Genomic DNA, 19,685 nt, shown 5'->3' with positions numbered 1-19,685 from the left:
GAGACGTACCTCAGGCCACGAGCGTGAGCAAGCGGCTCGAACAGCACACCGGCGCCCGTGCACACGCCCAGCACCGGCTCATCCGCAGAGCCCCGTCGGCACCGGGCCGGAGTGGCACGTCCCACCCACGCCACCAGCCGATACATCCCCGAACCACCCCTAAACTCGACCCCCGTGCCCCGAAGCGGCACACGAAGAGCACTCCGGCCTGCCCGAGCCCGCCCCGATCCGAGAGAGCCAGCCGCGCACGACGCGCAGGAGCCAGGGCCGCCGTCTTCGTACCGACGCCCCCCCGCACCCGCACCTTCCGCGGCAGGGCGCCGGTCTTCGCTTTCCCGCACCGCAGCACACACCTGTGCGCTCAGCAGCGTGCGTTCCCGACCGAGAAGAGTCACCTTTTCCATGTTCTCCAGCCTGCGAACACGTGTGTCCTCCCGCGGCGGACACCCCGATACCTGGGTCATCGCCGTCACAGGCGGCACACTCGTAGCGTTCGTGGCCGCCGCCCTGGCCGCGCCCGAAGCGGTCAGTTCCGCCATCGACACCGCCTTCGGCTGGTCCGCCGCCTGGTTCGGCGCCTACTGGCAACTCCTGCTCGTGGCCACCTTCGCCGTCATGACCGTGCTCGCGCTGTCCCGCTACGGTCGCGTACGCATGGGCGGAGACGTCGCCCCCGCCTTCACCTGGTTCCGCTGGGTCGCGATGATCCTGACCACCCTGCTGGCCGCCGGAGGGGTCTTCTGGGCCGCCTCCGAACCCATCGCCCACTACGTCGACGCACCACCCCAGTACGCCGACTCCGCCGGCGGCATGGAAGGCGCCGCCCTGGCCATGGCCCAATCCTTCACCCACTGGGGCTTCGGCGCCTGGGCCATCGGCGGCTCCTTGGCCACTCTCGTCATGATGCGCGGCGTGGAGAAGGGCCTGCCCCTGCGCCCGCGCACCCTGCTCTGGCCCCTGATGGGCGAGCGCGTACGCACCCACTGGGTCGGCACCCTCGCCGACATCGCCTGCGTCCTGGCCGTGGTCGCCGGCACCGTCGGCCCCATCGGTTTCCTGGGCCTGCAGGTCTCCTACATCGCCGGTGAGGCCTTCGGCCTGCCCAACGGCTACGCCACCCAGGCCGTGGTCATCATCGGCCTGGCCCTGGTCGCCACGGTCTCGGTCCTGACCGGCCTGACCCGCGGCATCGAACTACTGAGCCGCATCAACATCTACGGCGCCATCGCCATGGTCCTGGCCATCGTCGCCCTGGCCTCGGCGCCCTTCGTCGTCGACCTGTACCTGCAGGCCGGCGCGGTGCACCTGCGCGAACTGGCACCCATGATGCTCTTCCGCGGCGACGCCGCATGGCTCGGCTCCTGGACCGTCTTCTTCGCCGGCTGGTTCATCGGTTACGGCCCACTCATGGCCATCTTCATCGCCCGCATCTCCCGCGGACGCACCGTCCGCCAGATCTACGTCGGCGCCACCCTGCTACCGACCGTGGTCTCCTCCGTGTGGTTCACCGCCCTGGGCGGCAGCGGCCTGTGGTTGGAGATCCAGAACCCGGGCACCGTCTCCGACGCCTACGCCCAGGACGGCCTGCCCGCCACCGCCCTGGCCATCGTCCAGGCCCTGCCCATGAGCGCGGTCATGGCCGTGCTCATGGTCGTGGTGACGCTGGTCTTCTTCGCCTCGACCATGGACACCATGTCCTACTCCATCTCCCTCTCCAGCGTCCACTCCGGCGAGCCCTCCCTGCTGGTACGCGCCTTCTGGTGCATGGGTATGGGCGTGGCAGCCGCCGTGCTGCTGCTCATCGGCGACGGGGGCGTGGAGGCCCTGCAGTCCTTCATCGTCGTCAGCGCCGTCCCCGTCGGCCTGGTGCTGTTGCCCTCCGTGTGGGGCGCGCCCCGCCTGGTGCGGCAGATGGCCGTGGAACAGGGTGTGGTGAACCAGCCCGCGCCCAAGCCCACCGCGCAGGTCGCCGACCAGGGCGGTCTGGAGTCCGTGTCCGTCGGCGCCGGCAAGGACTGATCCCGACCCACACCCCGACGGGGGCCGCGCCATCCACGGATGGCGCGGCCCCCGTTCGCATCCGGCCCCTGGCAACGACCACTCCGCGGCGAGTGAGCACACCACCCGCCGCAGCCGGGGAACGCTCAGACACGCACGCCCTGAGCGTGCAGCACCGCCGCCAACAGACCGGGAAAACACGCGTCCAACTCCTCGGTGCGCAACCGGCTCATCCGGGAGGTGCCCTCGTAGTACTGGCGGATGATGCCCGCCTCGCGCAGCACGCGGAAGTGGTGGGTGGAGGTGGACTTGCTCACCGGGAGCTCGAAGGAGATGCAGGCCATGTCCTGGTGCCCGCGCGCCAGGTCGGAGACGATCCGCAACCGGACGGGGTCGGCCAGGGCGCTGAGCACCGTTTCCAGGCGGATCTGCCCGCTCTCGGGGTGCTCGGGCTGCCGCCCGGGGGAAATGCGGCCGGTGTGGGACATGGGCTGGTCCTTCGTCGGGGTGTGTTGCCCTCAAAGTACGAAGACCAGCATGGTTTGACAATCTTCGTACTACGAAAGCTATCGTACGACCGGTACGCACAGCCGCACCACCCACCCATCCACACCCCACCCGAGGACACCACGTGAGCACCCTGTTCACCCCACTGACCCTGCGCTCCCTGACCATCCCCAACCGCGTGTGGATGGCACCCATGTGCATGTACTCCGCCGCCGGCCAAGGACCCCACGCCGGCGCACCCACCGACTTCCACCTCACCCACCTGGCCTCCCGCGCCGCCGGCGGCACCGGCCTGGTCATGACCGAAGCCACCGCCGTACGCCCCGACGGCCGCATCAGCCCCTGGGACCTGGGCCTGTGGAACGACCAGCAACAACAAGCCTTCACCCGCATCACCCAGGCCATCCGCGCCCATGGCTCCGTCCCCGCCATCCAACTCGCCCACGCAGGCCGAAAAGCCGCCACCGACCGCCCCTGGCACGGCGGCCGGGCCCTGACCCCCGACCAAGGCGGCTGGACCCCCGTCGCACCCAGCCCCCACGCCTTCGAAGGCCTCCACCAGCCCCACGAGCTCACCACCGACGAGATCACCCGACTCGTCGCCGACTTCACCGCCTCCGCCGAACGCGCCCGCGACGCCGGCTTCCAGGTCGCCGAGATCCACGGCGCCCACGGCTATCTCATCAACTCCTTCCTCTCACCCGTGGCCAACCACCGCACGGACCGCTACGGCGGCAGCCTCGACAACCGCATGCGCCTACCCCTCGAGATCGCCCGAGCCGTCCGCGCCGTCTGGCCCCAGGACCTGCCCCTGTTCTTCCGCACCTCGGCCACCGACTGGCTCACCGAGAACCCCGACGACCCCCGCGACGGTTGGACCGGCGACGACACGGTCCGCCTGGCCAAGGAACTGCAGGCCGTGGGCGTCGACCTGCTCGACGTCTCCAGCGGCGGCATGGTCCACGACGCACAGATCCCCGCAGGCCCCGACTACCAAGTGCCCCTGGCCGCCCAGGCCCGCCAGGAATCGGGCATCGCCACCTGCGCCGTCGGCGTCATCGTCGAACCCCGGCAGGCCGAGGAGATCATCGCCACCGGCCGGGCCGACGCCACCATGCTCGGCCGCCAACTCCTGCGCGAGCCCTACTGGGCCCAGCGCGCCCGCACCGAACTCGACGAAGTCCCCACCTGGCCCGAGCAGTACGGCTACGCCGTCGTACGCTGACCCCGTCCGACCCCGAACGAACCCCCGACACGGCAAAGGCCCGGGACACCACGTCCCGGGCCTTTGCCGTCCACTCACTTACCGGACTTCTCCTCAAGCCGCAGAGCCACACCCAGAGCGAAGAAGGTCGGCGCCCACTCACCGATGAACAGACCCCACCGGTCCGCACGATCCGTGCCGGCCTTCTCCCCCTGCCTGGACACCACCCAACTCACGACCGAAAGCCCGATACTGGCCGTCCCCGCGGCATAAGCCATCTCCGAGGTGACTCCCATCTCGGAAAGCTTGGCGATCATGGAACCTCCCTGTGCGCATGTGTCACTGACAGTTCCGTTCCCCTCTTCCCCAGTACAGGCCAATGCATTGGCCTGACCAGGCAAACATCCACAAGACCTCCGCGCCCCGGTCCCGCAGCAGCGTAATTCGGATCACCCCGCCCACACCCTGATCCGGGGATTGCCACCCCTTGGTCCTGTGTTGGAAGCAGGAGTCGCCCCGAGTGACAGCCCGCTCCCGCGAGCAGGCCCCTCCAGCCCCGGCCAAGGCCCCGCGCCCGTCCTCACGTAACTCGAATCACCGTGACGACGAGCCGAACCCGGGATTGCCACCCCTTGGTCCTGTGTTGGAAGCGGAGGTCGCCCCACGTGGGCACCTTCCACGCGCCCCGCCCGAAGGCGGTTCACGGCGCCCTTCTTCAGACCTCATCCCAGACGCACGGGAGATCCTGGTGAACTTCACCTCCGTTCGTCCGCGCCGCCGTGCCCGGACCACCTCCGCCCCGCGGCGCGGTGCGGTGCTGCTCGTCCTCGTCCTGGGCGTGCTCTCCGCACTGGGCCCGCTCGCCACCGACCTGTACCTGCCGGCCCTGCCGCAGATCTCCGACGACCTCGCCACGACCGAGTCACGGGTCAAGTTCACCCTGACCACCGTCATGATCGGTATGGCCCTGGGCCAGCTCGTCATCGGTCCCCTCAGCGACCGGTGGGGACGTCGCCGCCCGCTGCTGGTCGGCATCGCCGTGTTCACCCTGTCCACCTTCGGAATCGCTCTGGCCACCAGCGTGGAGACCTTCACCGTCCTGCGCTTCCTGCAAGGCCTCTCGGCCGCCGCCGGCCTGGTGATCTCACGCGCCGTGGTGCGTGACTCCTTCGACGGCGACGCCGCCGCGACCTTCTTCTCCCGGCTGGTGCTGCTCTCGGGCCTGGCCCCCATGCTCGGCCCCGTCCTGGGCGGACAACTGCTGCTCCTGGGGCCCTGGCCACTGCTCTTCGTGACCCTGGGTCTGGCCGGAGCCGCCTCCTTCGTCCTGGTCCTGACGGTCCTGCACGAGAGCCTGCCCGCCGACCAGCGCGAACAGGTCTCGGTACGGAACCAAGCAGCCCTGTTCGGCAGCCTGCTGCGCGACATGCGCTTCATCGGCCCCACACTGGTCGTGGCGCTGAACTTCGCGATGAGCTTCACCTACATCTCGACGTTCTCCTTCGTCGCCCAGTCCGAACTGGGCGCCAGCGCACAGCAGTTCAGCCTGGTCTTCGCCGTGACCACACTCGGCATGATCCTGGGCAACCAGGCCAACGCCGCCCTGGTCCCCCGCATGGAGGTGCACCGCCGCCTCGTGCTGGGCCTGACCGGCTCCCTGGCCTCGGTCCTGGCCCTGATCGCACTGGCCGCCACCGGCGCCGCCGGGCTCGTCTCGGTCACCGCGGCCCTGTTCGTGATGATGGTCTTCACCGGGCTGGTCGTACCCAACGCCACCGCCCTGGCCCTGACCGGACAGTCCCCGCGCGTGGCCGGCAGCGGATCCGCCCTCCTGGGCACCCTGCAGTTCGGCCTGGGCTCCACCCTGGCCTCCACCGCGGGCATGGCCGGTCCGGTCACCCTGGCCAGCATGAACACCGTCATGCTCCTCACCGCGATCGGCGCGTTCGTGGCCTTCGCCCTCTCCGCACGGCACACCTCGCGCCCCGCGGTCGAGAACACCCCGGGCGCGCAGGAGCACGTGTCGGAAGAGACCGCGCCCACCGCCGAGGAGGTGGCCGCGGCCGAGACCGTGGCGGTCCTCGACAACGTCCCGCACACGCAGGACACCGACGGGGAACCGGCGGAGCGTTCCCGGACCGTCGGCATCTGAGAGCAGGTTCGTGGCCCGGTCCCGTTCGGGGCCGGGCCACACCTGTATCCGAAAGGTGCAGGCCCTAGAGGTCGAAGACCAAGCAGCTGGAGGAGGCGGTGGCCACGGCCTTGCCCGCTCCGTCACGGATCTCCCCTTCGGCGAAGGCCATCCTGCGGCCCGGTTTGCTCACCCAGCCGCGCGTGTACAGCGGCGTGCCCGCGAAGACCGGGCGCAGGTAGCTGACTTTGATCTCCACCGAGGTGCGACCCGCCCCGACCGGGAGTGTGCTCTGGACCGCGCATCCGGTGGCCGAGTCCAGCAGGGTGCACATCATCCCGCCGTGCACGGCCCCGACAAGGAAGTTGGATATCCAAACCACTGGGTGGTGTGTGACATCCTGAGAACCATGACCGAGCCCGACCGGCGCCGCCCGCTGCCCGCCACCCCCCAGGCCCCCGGCCGTCCCTGTCCCGCAGCCGCCGCCCTGCAGGTCGTCGGCGAGAAATGGGCCCTGCTGGTGGTCCGGGAACTGCTCTTCGGGGTCGGCCGCTTCACCGACCTCGCCCGCAACACCGGCGCGCCCCGCGACCGGCTCACCGCCCGGCTGCGCACCCTGGAACAGGCCGGGGTCGTGGAACGGTACACCGACGGCAGCCGCAGCCAACGCCAGGAGTACCGGCTGACCGAAGCGGGCCAGGACCTGGCCCCGGTACTGTTCTCCCTGGTGCAGTGGGGCAACACCTGGCTCTTCGACCGGCCCCTGACACACCTGCACCACCACGCCGACCACGCCACCGGCCCCGAGGACCACCGGCACGAACTCACCCTGGCCACCACCTGCGCCACCTGCGGCGAGGCCGTCCGCCCCGGCGAGATCACCACCGTCCCGAACGGGGAGGGGACGCCGCAGCAGGGATGAGCTTCGACGCGGGCGCAACACGCCGAACCCCCTGGCCTGATGGAACATGGCGGCGCACACGTGACCTGGATCTTCGGCCTCACCCGAACAGCAGCCCCGGGCGAAGACAAGACACCCGGTCCCACGCCACGGCACAATCCTGTGCCATGTCCGTACATCACCGGCCCCGCGCCGGCCTCCGACTCGCCGTCCTCGCCGCCCCCACGACCCTGCTCCTGACCGCGTGCCTGCCCGACCAGGGCCACATCGGCCTCGAGGCCAGCGGCCATTTCACCGCCGAGCAGAAGTTCCCCACCGCACTCATCACCTGGTGCGGGGACTCCCCTCCGGCCCAGATCGATCTGGTCGCCGACGACCACCAATGGCGCCTGACCGCGACCGAGGAATTCACCGGCGGAGAGGTGGAGGTGGACCTGTCCGCCCCGGGCCAGAACTGGGAGATCACCGACGGCGAGGGCGGGGCGACCTACCGGGTCGTGCCCTCCTCCCCCGGGACCGAGTACACCCTCGGGGTGTCCACCGAGACCGTCGAAGCCGGCGAGGAACCCAGCAACGACATCGCCGACCTCGTCTTCACCACCGGCGACCTGGCCGCCCAGGAAGGGGTCTACGCCAGCGATTCGGAGGAAGGCGAGATGGTATCGGTCGAGGATTTCCCACCTGAGTGCTGAACCTTGCCTGATGGCACCGTTCGGGGTTTGCTCCCGTGGATGGTTCCAGTGAGAACAAACCGATACTTTTACGACGTAGATTCCTATCGGGATGCTTGTGCCCCGGCAAGAGCCACCCCAGTAGTCTTCGGTGCGCACCACCACAGCCCCCGCACATGGACAACACGGTAAGGATCACGTTGAACGCGCCGGAGGAGAGACCGCCCGCAGCCCAGGACACCCCGGCCACCGTCTGGCCACCCTCGACAGCCGGCGCTCAGCGGTCCGTGCCGTAGTACGCACCTACCCCCGTTATTCGGGTTCCCTGTTGGCTGCGGCGGTGCTCCCCTACTGCCCGTGGCCCTGGCGCTCCGGTCCCTGCACTTGTGGACTCTGCACGACGCAGCGATCGTCGACGGGCAGGTGCAGTCCTTCAGTCCCCTCGGCGCCCCCGCCTCCGCGCCCGAGCCGGAAGCGGATCCATGCCCGCCTGCCCGCGACCGCGGGGCGGGCGCCGGCGAGGGCCGCTGGGCCCTGCGGGCGGTGGCGGCCGTGCCGGTCCCCGTAACCTGGCTCCATGGACGCACCGCGACACCGGCCCCGGCGATGGACGGCTCCCGCCGCCGATCTCCTGTTGTGGACGGTGCTGGGATGGGCCGCCGTGGCCGAGTTGTCGGGCGACCCCGACCGGGCCACCGTGCCCGAGGCCGCGGTGGTTCTCGTGGTCTCCGCGATCGCGGTCGGACTCTTCCGGTGGTCGCCGGCCTCGACCCTGGCCCTGGTGACCGCCTACGCCACCGCACAGGCGGTCTCCACCGGGCTGGTGCTGTTCTCCTCGACCTTCCTCGTGGTGCCGGTGTTGTGGCAAGCGGTGTTCGCCTTCCGGCACGGCTCGCGTGCGGGACGGGCGGGGCCGGTGGTGGCCTCGGCGGCCATGGCGGCGGTGACCACGTTCGCAGCGATGGCCGGCTCAGCGGCCTGGGCCGGCCTGGACACCCGGACGCTCCTGTCGTCGTTGGTCGAATGGTCGGGCGGTGCGCTGGCGCTGGTGCTGGCCGTGGTGGCGCCGTGGCTGGCGGGACGGTACCGGCACCGGCTCCTGGAGCTCACGCGCGGCGGTTGGGAGACGGCCGCGCGGATGGAGCGCACTCGCGCCGCCGAGGCCGACCGGTCCCGGTTGCGCGAACGTGCGCACATCGCCGCCCGTATGCACGACTCCTTGGGGCACGAGCTGTCGCTGATCGCGGTACGCGCGGCGGCCCTGGAAATGGCCTCCCGGCACGATCCCGGGCAGATCGCGGCCGCCTCGGAGCTGCGTGCGGCGGCGCACGAGGCCAATCTGCGGCTGCGGGAGATCATCGGGGTGCTGCGCGAGGACCCCGACGACGACCCCGAGGACGTTCCCGGCGAGAGCCTCTCGGCCTTGGTGGAGCACGCCGCGGACGCCGGGCTCTCGGTTCATCTGCTGAGGGAGGGGCCCGGACCGGAGTCCGGCTCCTGGACGGGCCGCACGGTCCACGGGGTGGTCCGGGAAGCGCTCACCAACGCCGCCAAGTACGCACCCGGTTCGCGAGTGTCGGTGTACACGGTGCGCGAGGAGGACGCCGTCCGGGTGACGGTCTCCGACACCGGTCCGGGCGAGGTCCCCAGTCTGCCCACACGTGCCGGCCACGACGGCACGGGCGGACTGGCGCACCTGTGTTCGTGGCTGGAGGAGGCAGGCGGGCATCTGACGGCCGAGCCCGAACGGGAGGGGTTCGTGGTGCGCGCCCTGGTCCCGGACGGTTCAGGACCCCCCGAGCGTTCCCAGGCACCGGATCCTGCCGCCGCCCCGCCGGGCTCGGAGACCGGCCGGCTGCGCTCGCGGGCCGGCGCCAGGGCCTCGCGGAGTCTGGTCACGGCGCTGGTGGTCCCGGCCGCCCTGGGCGCACTCGTCCTCGGCGCAGCCTTCTCGACACTGTGGTGGGTGGGCGCCGAATCGGTGCTGCCCCCGCAGGATTACGAGCACCTCTCCGTCGGTGCCCCCGTGGACCGCGTCGAGACGATACTGCCCCGGTTCGAATACCCGCCGGACTCGGTAGAGGACCCGCCTCCGGCACCGGGCGGCGCCGACGAGTGCCGCTACTACCTGGTGTACCAGGAGAACGGGCTCCCCCCGGTGTACCGGTTGTGCTTCACCGACGGCGTTCTCGTCAGCAAGGAGGAGATCGAGCGGGCACCGTGACCCGGTTAGCCTGGACCCGTGGACGAGAGCGACGGCGAAGCGGCGATCCGGGTGGTGGTGGCCGACGACGAGGCCATGATGCGTGCCGGGATCCGGGCCATCCTCACCTCCGTTCCCGGGTTCGAGGTGGTGGGTGAGGCCGCCGACGGCGACGAGACGGTGTCCCTGGTGGCCGAGCTGGCCCCGGAGGTGGCCCTGGTCGACGTCCAGATGCCCGGGACCGGCGGGCTCGCCGCCACCGAGGCCATCTCCGCCGAGCACCCGGACACCGCCGTGGTCGTCCTGACCACCTTCTCCGAGGACACCTACATCGCCCGAGCCCTGTCCGGGGGCGCGGCCGGTTTTGTCCTCAAGTCGGGTGATCCGCGGCAGTTGATCTCGGGGCTGCGCGCCGTGGTGGCCGGCGGTGCCTACCTGTCCCCGGAGGTGGCCCGCCGGGTCAGCAACGAACTCGACGGCGGCCGGCTCTCGCGCGCCACGGCCGCCCGTGAACGGGTCGCCGCCCTGAGCGAGCGCGAACGCGAGGTCTTGGCGCTGCTGGGCGAAGGCTGCTCCAACGACCAGGTGGCACGTCGGCTCCACATCGCCCCGGGCACCGCCAAGGTGCACGTGCGGTCGATCCTCACCCGATTGGACCTGGGAAACCGGGTACAGGCCGCGGTGTTGGCGTACGAGGCGGGACTGACCGTCGGTGCCTGACCCGGCCCGCACGGCACCGGGCCGGCCACCCGCCCGGAAACGGTCGTCTACGCCTTTGTGACGAGTAGGTCGCCGCCGTTCGGGCGATGTGCCGGGCAGCACGGGCGTCGCAGGATACGGGCATGGTCGACACGAACACCTCCCGCACCGACATCCGCCACCGGGCCCCGACCCGCCTGTTCGCACATTCGGCCGCCGCCCTGGTCCTGACGGCCTCCTTCTGCGTGCCCGCCGTGCACTCGGCCGCCACCACCGGGGACCGTGTGGTCCTGGAACCGCCCGAGCCCACCGGCCCGCACGCGGTGGGGCGCACCGACGTGCACGTGGTCGACCCCTCACGGGGCCACCCGTGGGTCGAGGGTGTACAGGAGCGCGACCTCATGGTGGGGCTGTGGTACCCGGCCGAGGAGGACTCCGGCGCCGAACCGGCCCCCTACGTGTCCCCGTCCATCGCCGATACCTTGGTCTCCGCCCTGTACGGCTCGGGGGTGCCGCGCGGCGCGGTCGACCTGGAGGCCTCCACCGCCAACGCGCTCGCGGACGCACCCGTGGCCGGGGACACGGAGGACCTCCCGGTCCTGCTGTACTCCCCCGGGTTCGGCGAGTCACGGTTCACCGGCGCCGCCAACCTGGAAGAGCTGGCCTCGCACGGGTACGTGGTCGTGGCCATGGATCACCCCTACGAGTCCACTGCGGTGGACCTGCCCGACGGCCGGGTCCTGCGCCAGAGCTACCCGGACCGGGAGACCCCCACCTATCGGGAGGCGGTCTCCGTGCGCACCGAGGACACCCTGTTCGTCCTGGACGCACTGACCGGTGGCTCGCTCCTGCCACCGCCCCTGGCCGAGGCGGCCGACACCGCCACGGTGGGGATGTTCGGGCACTCGGCCGGCGGGCTGACCACCGCCGAGGCCATGCTGGAGGACGATCGGATCGCCGCCGGGGCGAACCTGGACGGGAGTATCGCCTACCACGTGGACGACGAGGCGTGGGCGGAGGTGACCACACGAGGGGTGGACCGCCCGTTCGCCTACTTCGGCGCCGGCCTGTCCGGGGCCGATCTGCCGCACCACAGCCGCAACCACCAGGACCTGAGCTTGTTCCGGTCCGCGTCCACCGGCCCCTTCCACGAGGTGTACATGGCCGACGGCGAGCACCGTTCCTACATCGACGACCAGTGGGCGCTGCCGGCGCTGCAAGCCGAGCACGGGCTGTCCGGGCGTTCCTGGGGCAAGAGGCTGGAGGGGATCGGACCGATCGGCGCGGCGGCGTCGATCGCCGCCCAGCGTGCCCACCTGAGGGCCTTCTTCGACGCCCATCTGCGCGGCACGGAGGAGCCGCTGTTGGACGGCCCCTCCGAAGAATATCCGGAGCTGGAGTTCATCGGCTGATCCCGGGCGCGGGTCCGGCCTCGGGCCGCGCCCGGGCGGCTCACACGTCGCGCAGGCGCAGTTCGGTGCGGGCCACCAGTAGGCCCGCCACCGCCCACCCCACGACCACGGCGATGTTGGCCGGACCGTCGAAGGGCGCGCTGTAGAACCCGACGTCACCGGCGGCGTAGAACTCGATCCCCGCGAGGCCTGGGGTGAGGGCGGCCAGATCGTCGACGGCGTCGACACCGGACAGCTGCATCACCAGCGGCAGCCCCAACAGCAGCAGGAACCCGGTCATGACGGTGCCGGCGGTCCCGCGCAGCGCGGTGCCCACCCCCACGAACAGGGCAGCGAAGAGGGCCATGCACACACCTGCACCGAGCACGGTGGTCAGGACCTCGCCCAGGGGCAGGCTCACGAACCGGGACAGCAGGGCCGCCAGCACCCCGGTGCCGGCCAGCCCCGCGACGACCGCGGTGGCGAAGGCGAGAGCGGCGGTGACGAGGGTGCGGGCCAGGAGCACCACGGAGCGGTCCGGGTTCCAGGTGAAGGTCCCCGCAGCGCCCCGGTTTCCGAACCCCCCGGTCGAAGCCAGCGCGGCCAGGATCAGGACGCTGAACTGCACCAGGTAGAAATAACCGTGTGACGTGAGTTGGGCGAACTCCGCCCCTTGGCTCGCGAGGGGATCCTCCAAGGCGTGTGCGAGCTGCGACCACCCGCTCAGGCCGGCGAAGGCCGCCATTCCGGCCACGGCCGCCGCCGCGCACCACCACGTGGAGCGCAACGAGGACTGGCGGATCCATTCGGCCGCGATCTCCCGGCGCAGTGCGTGCTGCCGCACCGCCCATACGCTCGGTTCCTTCATACTGCTCGCGCTCATGAGCCCACCTCCTCGGGGACACCGGCCCCGTACTCCACGGAGCCGTCGGTCAGTTCCAGGTAGGCCTGCTCGAGCGAGGCGCGGTGCGACCACAGCCCGTGCACCGGAACGCCGGTCTCGTGTGCGAGGTCGCCGATCCGTTCCGCGGACAGTCCGCTCACCCGCAGGGCCCCCTCGCAGGCCTCCTCCACGCGTATGCCGGTGTCCGCCCGCGCGGCCTGTGCCAACCGCAGCCGCAGGGGTTCGGTCCGCGGGCTGCGCACCAGCACGTGGGCGTGCGACCAGGCACCGATGAGCTCCTCCACGGAGGCGTCTGCGACCAGGCGGCCGCGCCCGACCACCAGCAGCCGGTCGGCGACCTGTTCGACTTCGCCCATCAGGTGGCTGGACACGAGTACGGTCCGCCCTTGGCCGGCGAGGCGGCGGATGAGTTCGCGCATCCACCGGACCCCGTCCAGGTCCAGGCCGTTGGCGGGTTCGTCGAAGAGCAGCACCCCGGGATCGGCCAGGAGCGCGTCGGCGACCCCCAGCCGTTGCCGCATGCCGAGCGAGTAGCCGGCGATGCGACGGTCGGCGGCCTCGCTCAGGCCGACCTCGTCGAGGACCTCCTCGATCCGTGTCCGGGGGAGCCCGCACACGTGGGCCTTGGACCGCAGGTGGGCGCGTCCGGTGCGGCCCGGGTGGGCCGAGCCGGCGTCCAGGAGCGCGCCCACTTCACGGGCGGGCCAGGCCAGGTCCGTGTAACGGCGCCCGTTGACCAAGGCGCGGCCGGAGGTCGGCCGGACCAGATCGAGGAACATGCGCATGGTGGTGGTCTTGCCTGCGCCGTTGGGTCCGAGGAACCCGGTCACGCGGCCGGGTTCGACGGTGAAGGAGAGCCCGTCGACGGCGGTCCGTGGTCCGTGGCGTTTGGTGAGCGTGTCTGCGGTCAGCACGGGATCGGTCCCTTCGTGGCCTTGCCGTTGGAAGGTCCACGCTAGGGAGGGACCCCGCGCCGCCGCATCGCCGTTCCGGCGGCTCTTGCCTACCCACTTGTGCGTACGCACGCGGCCGTTCCGGGTTCCCGCCACCCTTCGCGCTGCCGCCTGATGCGGGTATGGGCCGAGGCCGACCAGGGCCGACCGGGGCCGGCCGCCGACGCTGGACCGTCTCCACGTGTGCGCTGTGGGTCTCGTGGGTTTGGAGGGACCTGCGTCATCTCTTGTCACGAGTTTCGGTGTCTGCCTGGACTCACCGAAACCTAACACTGGTAGGTTTGCGCGTCCCCGAGGCGCCCGGAAAGCACGGTCCGCCCCTGCGCGCACGCTGACAGCACCGGTGAGCCCCCGCCCGCTCCCTCTTCGAAGGCGCACCGATGGAACGAACGACGATCCCGGCCCTGGCCACCGCCCTGGCCCTGGTCGCGTCCGGGCTCGGCTTCATCCCGATCGCGATGGGGTTGTTCGGGTTCGGCGAGGTGCTCTACAACATCGACAAGAGCCCGACCGGGACGCGAATCAAGCACAAGATCTCCCGGATCCGGCCGACCCGCTCCGACTTCCGGCAGGTCGGGGGCGCGCTGGCCCGCGGCACCGTGTTGGGAAGCCTGTTGGGGTTGATGCCGGGCGGAGGCAGCGTGGTCTCCTCGATGTCCTCCTACGTAGCCGACCGGGGCTGACACGGAGCGGGCCGGTGCCCTCCAGCACCGGCCCGCGCGCCCGCCCTCAAGGACGGAAGAGCACCTTCAGCGCGTTGTCCTCCTTCTTCTGGAACATCTCGTAGGCATGGGCGGCCTCCTCCAGGGGCACGTGGTGGCTGGCGAAGCTCTCCGCGCCGAGGACGTCGTCGGCGTCCAGCAGCGGGAGGATCTCCGGGGTCCAGTGCCGGACGTTGGCCTGGCCCATACGCAACTGGATCTGCTTGTCGAAGAGCGTGAGCATCGGCAGCGGATCGGCCATACCCCCGTAGACGCCGCTGAGCGAGATGGTTCCGCCCCGGCGGACCAGGTCGATGGCGCTCTGCAGGGCGGAGAGCCGGTCCACCCCAGCGGTCTCCATCATCTTGGCCGCGGTGTCCTTGGGCAGGAAGGAGGCCATACGCTGGGCGAACTTGGCCGACCCGTGTCCCGCGGCCTCCATCCCGACGGCGTCGATGACCGAATCGGGGCCACGACCGTCGGTGCGGTCCCGGATGTGGCCGATGACTTCGTCCATCCCTTCGGAGGGGTCGTAGACCTCCGTTCCCCAGCCGGCCACACGGTTGCGGCGCTCGGGGACCGGGTCGATACCGAACACCTGCCCTGCCCCTTGGTGCTGGGCGATCCGGCAGGCCATGTCACCGATCGGTCCCAGACCGAGGACGGCCACACTCCCGCCCCGGGGGACACCGGCGTAGGCGACCGCCTGCCATGCGGTCGGCAACACGTCCGAGAGCAGCACGTACCGGTCGTCGGGGCCCTCACGGGGTACCGGGACGGCGTTGGCCTGGGCCCGGGGCACCCTGAGGTACTCGGCCTGAGCGCCGGGAACGGAACCGTACAAGGCGCTGTAGCCGAAGAGTCTGGCCCCCGTCCCCTGTTCCTCGACCCGGGTGTTGTCGCACTGGGTCTGCAGCCCCGCCTCGCACATGTCGCACTGGTTGCACGAGATCTGGAAGGGCACGACCACCCGGTCCCCCGGTGCCAGGCCGGCGACGGCGCTGCCGGTCTCCTCCACGATCCCCATGGGTTCATGGCCCAGGATGTCGCCCTGGCGCATGAAGGGCCCCAGGACCTCGTACAGGTGCAGGTCGGATCCGCACAGCCCCGACGACGTGACACGGATGACGGCGTCGTCGGGCTGTTCGATCCCCGGGTCGGGGACGGTCTCGGTCCGTACGTCTCTGGTTCCGTTCCACACGACAGCCTTCATCGCAACCCCCGTGACGAGTGTGTCCGTCTCCTCGGGGATCGCCCTGCCCGGCCTTACCGCCGGGAACACACCCCGGAAGGGACCGCTTGTAGACCAGGAACCCCGCAGGTCAGGCCCCCGTACCCCCGCTGAACGCACGCGCGTTGGGGTGGTGCAGATCGAAAGCCGGACGCTCGGACCGGATCCGCGGAAGCGACGCGAAATTGTGCCGCGGCGGCGGGCACGAGGTCGCCCACTCCAGGGAGCAGCCGTACCCCCACGGGTCGTCGCTGCCCACCTTGGGCGCGCGCCGTGCAGTGTGCACGATGTTCCAGAAGAAGAGGAGCGTCGAGGCCCCCAGCACCAGCGAGGACACCGACGAGATCTGGTTCAGCGTGGTGAAGCCGTCGCCGGGCAGGTAGTCGGCGTACCTGCGGGGGAAGCCGGCCGCACCCAGCCAGTGCTGGACCAGGAAGGTGCCGTGGAAGCCCAGGAACAGCAACCAGAACTGGGCCTTGCCGATCTTCTCGTTGAGCATCTTCCCGGTGAACTTGGGCCACCAGAAGTAGAACCCGGCGAACATCGCGAAGACCACGGTGCCGAACACGACGTAGTGGAAGTGCGCCACCACGAAGTAGGAGTCGGTGACGTGGAAGTCGATCGGCGGGGAAGCCAGCAGCACCCCCGTCAGGCCGCCGAAGAGGAAGGTGGCCAGGAACCCGAGGGTGAACAGCATCGGTGTCTCGAAGGTGAGCTGTCCGCGCCACATGGTGCCGGCCCAGTTGAAGAACTTCACCCCGGTCGGGACCGCGATGAGGAACGAGAAGAAGGAGAAGAAGGGCAGCAGCACCGCGCCGGTGGGGAACATGTGGTGCGCCCACACGGTCATGGACAGGCCGCCGATGGCGATCGTCGCCGCCACCAGGCCCTTGTAGCCGAAGATCGGTTTGCGGCTGAAGACCGGCAGGACCTCGGTGACGATGCCGAAGAACGGCAGCGCGATGATGTAGACCTCGGGGGGTCCGAAGAACCAGAACAAGTGTTGCCACAGGATGGCGCCGCCGTGTTCTGGGTTGAAGACCTGCGTACCGATCATGCGGTCCGCGCCCAGGGCGACGAGCGCACCGGTCAGCACGGGAAAGGCCAGGAGCACGAGCACGCTGGTCAGCAGCGCGTTCCAGGTGAAGATCGACATGCGGAAAACCGTCATGCCGGGCGCGCGCATGCACACGCCGGTGGTGATGAAGTTGACGCTGCCCAGGATCGTGCCCAGACCGGAGACGAGCAGGCCCAGGACCCACAGGTCACCGCCCAGACCCGGTGAACGCACCGCGTCCGAGAGCGGGTTGTAGGCGAACCACCCGAAGCTGGCCGCGCCTCCGGGCGTGGCAAAACCGGCAATGACCATGAGCCCGCCGAAGAGGAACAGGTAGTAGCTGAACAGGTTCATCCTCGGGAACGCCACGTCGGGTGCACCGATGTGCAGCGGCATGATGACGTTCGAGAACCCGATGAAGAGCGGGGTCGCGAACAGCAACAGCATGATCGTGCCGTGCATCGTGAAGAACTGGTTGAACTGCTCGTGCGTCCACAACTGCATGCCCGGTTCGAACAGTTCCAGACGGATGAACAGCGCCAGCAGGCCTGCGAACAGGAAGAACCCGAACGAGGTGATCAGGTACATGTACCCGATCACCTTGTGGTCGGTCGACGTCAGCCAATTGACGATCATCGACCCCTCACGGGTGCTCTCCCCGGTCCTCTGCGGCGTCTCCTGGTCCAGCGCCACGGCGTCTCCTTCGAATGCTCCTCGTCGGTCGGCCCGCTCACCGGGCCGACTCGGCTCTCGTTCGCCGCGCCGTCAGCTACCGCCGCGGAAGGTCAGCCGTCCGGTCCTGTCCCTGCCGTAGCGCGCCCGCTCGCCGTCGAAGGTGCGCACGTCGAGGTGTGCACCGGGCAGCCGGCCGTTGGGTGCCACACGCACGCGCGCGCCGTCCATGGGGCCGCCGTGCAGCTGGACGCTGCGCGAGGAGCACCACACCAGGGCACAGCCCACGACGAGGGCGGTGGCGGCCGCGGCCGCCACCGCGAAGTACACGAGCCCGGTGGCGTACCAGGCGGTGAGGGACGTGGTGGCGGCGAGCATCAGAGCGCAGAGCACCAGACGTTGCCCGTGTTGCTCGCGCGCGATTGCGGGTCGCTCCATCTGAGATCCTCCCGGCGGCGGGGACGCGTCCGCGGACTCGCGCACCCCGGAACGGACGACAGAGGCCGACGCTAGAGCACTGCGGGCGGCGGGACCGAGCTCCGTGGCCAACCGGGAGGGTCGTCACCTCCCACCCCGAACCGGGTCGAACCCGCCGGAGTGGGGCCATAACAAGAACGTGTTCCAGTTCGGTGTTAGGTGCCGGATATGCGAGTCGACGAGTGCCTGAAACACGATGCGGTGGGCCTGGCCGGGCTGATCCGGGAGGGGCAGGTCGGTGCCGGCGAGGCGCTGAGCGCGGCCCTCGCCCGGTCCGAACAGGTCGATCCCCACATCAACGCGACCGTCCTGCCCATGCACGCCGAGGCGCGCCGGCTGATCGAGGAGGGGCGCCAAGGGCCGTTGGCAGGTGTGCCGCTCCTGATCAAGGACCTCTTCCAGGACTACGCGGGGTTCCCGACCTCGGCGGGCGACCGGGCCATGCGGCGCGTGCCGGCGGCCCGGCACTCGGAGGTGGTGCGGCGTTGGCTGCAGGCCGGTCTCGTGCCGTTCGCCAAGACCAACGTGCCCGAGTTCGGGGCCAAGGCCGTGACGGAACCGCGCGAGTTCGGCCCGGCCCGCAACCCGTGGAACACCGGGCACACACCGGGCGGGGCCTCGGGCGGGTCGGCGGCGAAGCAGGAAACCGGGCCTGTGAGGGCCGGGCCGTAGGGCCCGTGCACGCGTGAGCGTGTATCGCGATCCCCGTTCTTCACAGCGGGGAGGAAGCCAAGTTGACGGCCGACCTGACCGGGACCCCGGCGATGTCGGTGCCGCTGCACCGGACCTCTTCGGGACTGCCCCGGGCAGCTCATCCCTTGGGCGGGGCGGTGCTGTGCCTCTCGATCAGGCGGGTGGACAGTTCCACCCGGGTGGTTTCGGGTTCGTTGCCGTTGATGAGGTCGAACAGCATGCGCGTGGCGAACTGGGCCATGTCACGCAGCGGCTGGCGGACGGTGGTGAGCGAAGGGGTTACCTGCCGGGCCTCGGGCAGGTCGTCGAAACCCACCACCGAAACCTCTTCGGGCACGCGCAGTCCTCGTTTGTGCAGGGCGTCGTAGACACCGCTGGCCATCTGGTCCGAACCGGCGAAGATCGCCGTGGGCGGTTCGGGCAGGTCCAGGAGCTCCTCGGTCAGTTCCTCACCGGTCCCGGGCAGGAAGTCGCCGTGGCGGATGTAGCCCTCCGGGACGCCGAGCCCGGCTCCGCGCATGGCGCTGCGGTAGCCGTCCACACGGGCCCGGCTGCACATGACCTCGGGCGGTCCGGTGAGGGTGGCGACGCGCTCGTGGCCCAGCCCGAGCAGGTGTTCGGTTGCTGTCAGGCCCCCGTCCCAGTTGGCCGCGCCCACAGCGGGGATGCTGCTCGCCGGGTTGCCGACGGGGTCGACGCTCACCACTGATATGCCCAGGGCATCGAGCTGGTCCTGCTGCTGGGCGGAGAGCTCGGAGTGCGCCAGGACCACACCGTCGCAACAACGTGTGCGGACGTTCTCCAACCACTTGCGGCCCGGCCTGCTGCGTTTTCGGTCGTGGACGGCGGAGACGACGACGCCGAACCCGGCCTCGTGCGTGACCTCCTCGACCCCTGCGATGATCTCCAGCGCCCACGGACTGGTCAGGTCCGGGAAAACGAGATCGATGAGGCCCCCGGCACGGCGTTCCCCGTTGCCCCGCGGTTGGTAGCGGTGTTTCTCCAGGAGTTGTTCCACTCGGCGGCGGGTGGTCGCGGCAACGTCGAGATGGCCGTTGATGACCTTGGAGACGGTGGAGACGGAGACCCCCGCTTCACCTGCGATCTCGGTCAGGGTGGGGTGCTGCTTCGCCATGTGTCTCCTCGTCGCTGCGGGGGCGGGTCCCGCCTCCCCCTCTTCGGTAGATCCTATATCGAAAATTTTTCGGTACCCCACATCGCAACCTTCTCGCGACAACAGACCCTATTGACGTGGGAACGGCAGCGACTTAGCGTCAATCTTCCCGGTCGAA

19 protein-coding genes are annotated in these 19,685 nt (G+C 70.3%); 10 read left to right on the top strand and 9 right to left on the bottom strand.

From position 1 onward, the window contains the following. Window positions 1–402: 402 nt before the first annotated feature. Window positions 403–2,019: a BCCT family transporter gene (locus D473_RS0102820; protein WP_017607582.1), complete on the top strand. Its 1,617-nt coding sequence runs from the start codon at window positions 403–405 to the stop codon at window positions 2,017–2,019. A 125-nt stretch (window positions 2,020–2,144) separates the two neighbouring features. Here the strand turns inward: D473_RS0102820 and D473_RS0102815 are convergent, their stop codons facing one another. After that, window positions 2,145–2,486 (bottom strand): ArsR/SmtB family transcription factor, encoded by a 342-nt coding sequence (locus tag D473_RS0102815; protein WP_017607581.1) that lies wholly within the window; start codon window positions 2,484–2,486, stop codon window positions 2,145–2,147. A gap of 143 nt (window positions 2,487–2,629) precedes the next feature. Here D473_RS0102815 and D473_RS0102810 point away from each other — a divergent pair, with 143 nt between their 5' ends. Next, a complete protein-coding gene (locus D473_RS0102810) occupies window positions 2,630–3,730 on the top strand; it encodes an NADH:flavin oxidoreductase/NADH oxidase (protein WP_017607580.1) in 1,101 nt (366 codons plus the stop codon). A 74-nt stretch (window positions 3,731–3,804) separates the two neighbouring features. Here D473_RS0102810 and D473_RS0102805 read toward each other — a convergent pair whose 3' ends face one another. Then, complete coding sequence (locus D473_RS0102805) at window positions 3,805–4,026, bottom strand: hypothetical protein (RefSeq protein WP_017607579.1); 222 nt, start codon at window positions 4,024–4,026, stop codon at window positions 3,805–3,807. A gap of 431 nt (window positions 4,027–4,457) precedes the next feature. Here D473_RS0102805 and D473_RS0102800 point away from each other — a divergent pair, with 431 nt between their 5' ends. Next, window positions 4,458–5,861 carry a multidrug effflux MFS transporter gene (locus D473_RS0102800; protein WP_017607578.1) on the top strand — a complete coding sequence of 468 codons (1,404 nt, stop codon included), beginning with the start codon at window positions 4,458–4,460 and terminating at the stop codon, window positions 5,859–5,861. Window positions 5,862–5,925: 64 nt separating this feature from the next. Here the strand turns inward: D473_RS0102800 and D473_RS26890 are convergent, their stop codons facing one another. Next, window positions 5,926–6,222: a PaaI family thioesterase gene (locus D473_RS26890; RefSeq protein ID WP_241474694.1), complete on the bottom strand. Its 297-nt coding sequence runs from the start codon at window positions 6,220–6,222 to the stop codon at window positions 5,926–5,928. Window positions 6,223–6,249: 27 nt separating this feature from the next. Between D473_RS26890 and D473_RS0102790 the strand changes: the two genes are divergently transcribed. From D473_RS0102790 to D473_RS0102770, 5 genes are all read left to right on the top strand, one after another. After that, window positions 6,250–6,762: a winged helix-turn-helix transcriptional regulator gene (locus D473_RS0102790; protein ID WP_017607576.1), complete on the top strand. Its 513-nt coding sequence runs from the start codon at window positions 6,250–6,252 to the stop codon at window positions 6,760–6,762. Between the two features lie 146 nt (window positions 6,763–6,908). Continuing rightward, window positions 6,909–7,433, top strand: a complete 525-nt coding sequence (locus D473_RS0102785) for a hypothetical protein (RefSeq protein ID WP_017607575.1) — start codon at window positions 6,909–6,911, stop codon at window positions 7,431–7,433. A 556-nt stretch (window positions 7,434–7,989) separates the two neighbouring features. Beyond that, window positions 7,990–9,636 carry a sensor histidine kinase gene (locus D473_RS0102780; RefSeq protein ID WP_026126539.1) on the top strand — a complete coding sequence of 549 codons (1,647 nt, stop codon included), beginning with the start codon at window positions 7,990–7,992 and terminating at the stop codon, window positions 9,634–9,636. Between the two features lie 18 nt (window positions 9,637–9,654). Then, window positions 9,655–10,335, top strand: coding sequence for a response regulator (locus D473_RS0102775; RefSeq protein WP_017607573.1), 681 nt, complete (start codon window positions 9,655–9,657; stop codon window positions 10,333–10,335). Window positions 10,336–10,457: 122 nt separating this feature from the next. Further along, window positions 10,458–11,726, top strand: a complete 1,269-nt coding sequence (locus D473_RS0102770; RefSeq protein ID WP_017607572.1) for an alpha/beta hydrolase family protein — start codon at window positions 10,458–10,460, stop codon at window positions 11,724–11,726. Window positions 11,727–11,766: 40 nt separating this feature from the next. On the opposite strand, the gene D473_RS0102765 is transcribed toward D473_RS0102770, so the two are convergent. Together D473_RS0102765 and D473_RS0102760 are read right to left on the bottom strand one after the other, a co-directional pair. Beyond that, complete coding sequence (locus tag D473_RS0102765) at window positions 11,767–12,588, bottom strand: ABC transporter permease (RefSeq protein ID WP_152436742.1); 822 nt, start codon at window positions 12,586–12,588, stop codon at window positions 11,767–11,769. Continuing rightward, window positions 12,585–13,523 carry an ATP-binding cassette domain-containing protein gene (locus D473_RS0102760; protein ID WP_017607570.1) on the bottom strand — a complete coding sequence of 313 codons (939 nt, stop codon included), beginning with the start codon at window positions 13,521–13,523 and terminating at the stop codon, window positions 12,585–12,587. The genes D473_RS0102765 and D473_RS0102760 overlap by 4 nt, the downstream gene beginning before the upstream one ends. 419 nt (window positions 13,524–13,942) lie before the next feature. Here D473_RS0102760 and D473_RS0102755 point away from each other — a divergent pair, with 419 nt between their 5' ends. Beyond that, a complete protein-coding gene (locus D473_RS0102755; protein ID WP_017607569.1) occupies window positions 13,943–14,245 on the top strand; it encodes a tripartite tricarboxylate transporter permease in 303 nt (100 codons plus the stop codon). 46 nt (window positions 14,246–14,291) lie between these two features. Here the strand turns inward: D473_RS0102755 and D473_RS0102750 are convergent, their stop codons facing one another. The 3 genes from D473_RS0102750 to D473_RS0102740 all read right to left on the bottom strand — a co-directional run bounded on the left by D473_RS0102750 (window position 14,292) and on the right by D473_RS0102740 (window position 17,661). Beyond that, window positions 14,292–15,476, bottom strand: a complete 1,185-nt coding sequence (locus D473_RS0102750; protein ID WP_017607568.1) for an alcohol dehydrogenase catalytic domain-containing protein — start codon at window positions 15,474–15,476, stop codon at window positions 14,292–14,294. A gap of 109 nt (window positions 15,477–15,585) precedes the next feature. Then, a complete protein-coding gene (gene ctaD / locus D473_RS0102745; protein ID WP_051042938.1) occupies window positions 15,586–17,187 on the bottom strand; it encodes an aa3-type cytochrome oxidase subunit I in 1,602 nt (533 codons plus the stop codon). A 129-nt stretch (window positions 17,188–17,316) separates the two neighbouring features. After that, a complete protein-coding gene (locus D473_RS0102740; RefSeq protein WP_017607566.1) occupies window positions 17,317–17,661 on the bottom strand; it encodes a hypothetical protein in 345 nt (114 codons plus the stop codon). 207 nt (window positions 17,662–17,868) lie between these two features. On the opposite strand from D473_RS0102740, the gene D473_RS0102735 reads away from it, so the two are divergent. Next, a complete protein-coding gene (locus tag D473_RS0102735) occupies window positions 17,869–18,372 on the top strand; it encodes an amidase family protein (RefSeq protein WP_026126537.1) in 504 nt (167 codons plus the stop codon). A gap of 139 nt (window positions 18,373–18,511) precedes the next feature. Here the strand turns inward: D473_RS0102735 and D473_RS0102730 are convergent, their stop codons facing one another. Continuing rightward, window positions 18,512–19,528, bottom strand: coding sequence for a LacI family DNA-binding transcriptional regulator (locus tag D473_RS0102730; RefSeq protein WP_017607564.1), 1,017 nt, complete (start codon window positions 19,526–19,528; stop codon window positions 18,512–18,514). Window positions 19,529–19,685: the final 157 nt, after the last annotated feature.

This window comes from Nocardiopsis xinjiangensis YIM 90004, from assembly GCF_000341145.1.
Classification (GTDB): Bacteria; Actinomycetota; Actinomycetes; order Streptosporangiales; family Streptosporangiaceae; genus Nocardiopsis; species Nocardiopsis xinjiangensis.
The sequence above is the reverse complement of the archived record's forward strand: the minus strand, read 5'-3'. Positions and strand labels throughout refer to the sequence as shown.

Bases quoted from the DNA above. Each gene is read 5' to 3' on its own strand.
- D473_RS0102820 (WP_017607582.1), top strand. From the start codon at position 403: ATGTTCTCCAGCCTGCGAACACGTGTGTCCTCCCGCGGCGGACACCCC.
- D473_RS0102815 (WP_017607581.1), bottom strand. From the start codon at position 2,486: ATGTCCCACACCGGCCGCATTTCCCCCGGGCGGCAGCCCGAGCACCCC.
- D473_RS0102805 (WP_017607579.1), bottom strand. From the start codon at position 4,026: ATGATCGCCAAGCTTTCCGAGATGGGAGTCACCTCGGAGATGGCTTAT.
- D473_RS0102790 (WP_017607576.1), top strand. From the start codon at position 6,250: ATGACCGAGCCCGACCGGCGCCGCCCGCTGCCCGCCACCCCCCAGGCC.
- D473_RS0102785 (WP_017607575.1), top strand. From the start codon at position 6,909: ATGTCCGTACATCACCGGCCCCGCGCCGGCCTCCGACTCGCCGTCCTC.
- D473_RS0102780 (WP_026126539.1), top strand. From the start codon at position 7,990: ATGGACGCACCGCGACACCGGCCCCGGCGATGGACGGCTCCCGCCGCC.
- D473_RS0102770 (WP_017607572.1), top strand. From the start codon at position 10,458: ATGGTCGACACGAACACCTCCCGCACCGACATCCGCCACCGGGCCCCG.
- D473_RS0102765 (WP_152436742.1), bottom strand. From the start codon at position 12,588: ATGAGCGCGAGCAGTATGAAGGAACCGAGCGTATGGGCGGTGCGGCAG.
- D473_RS0102755 (WP_017607569.1), top strand. From the start codon at position 13,943: ATGGAACGAACGACGATCCCGGCCCTGGCCACCGCCCTGGCCCTGGTC.
- D473_RS0102750 (WP_017607568.1), bottom strand. From the start codon at position 15,476: ATGAAGGCTGTCGTGTGGAACGGAACCAGAGACGTACGGACCGAGACC.
- ctaD (WP_051042938.1), bottom strand. From the start codon at position 17,187: ATGATCGTCAATTGGCTGACGTCGACCGACCACAAGGTGATCGGGTAC.
- D473_RS0102740 (WP_017607566.1), bottom strand. From the start codon at position 17,661: ATGGAGCGACCCGCAATCGCGCGCGAGCAACACGGGCAACGTCTGGTG.
- D473_RS0102735 (WP_026126537.1), top strand. From the start codon at position 17,869: ATGCGAGTCGACGAGTGCCTGAAACACGATGCGGTGGGCCTGGCCGGG.
- D473_RS0102730 (WP_017607564.1), bottom strand. From the start codon at position 19,528: ATGGCGAAGCAGCACCCCACCCTGACCGAGATCGCAGGTGAAGCGGGG.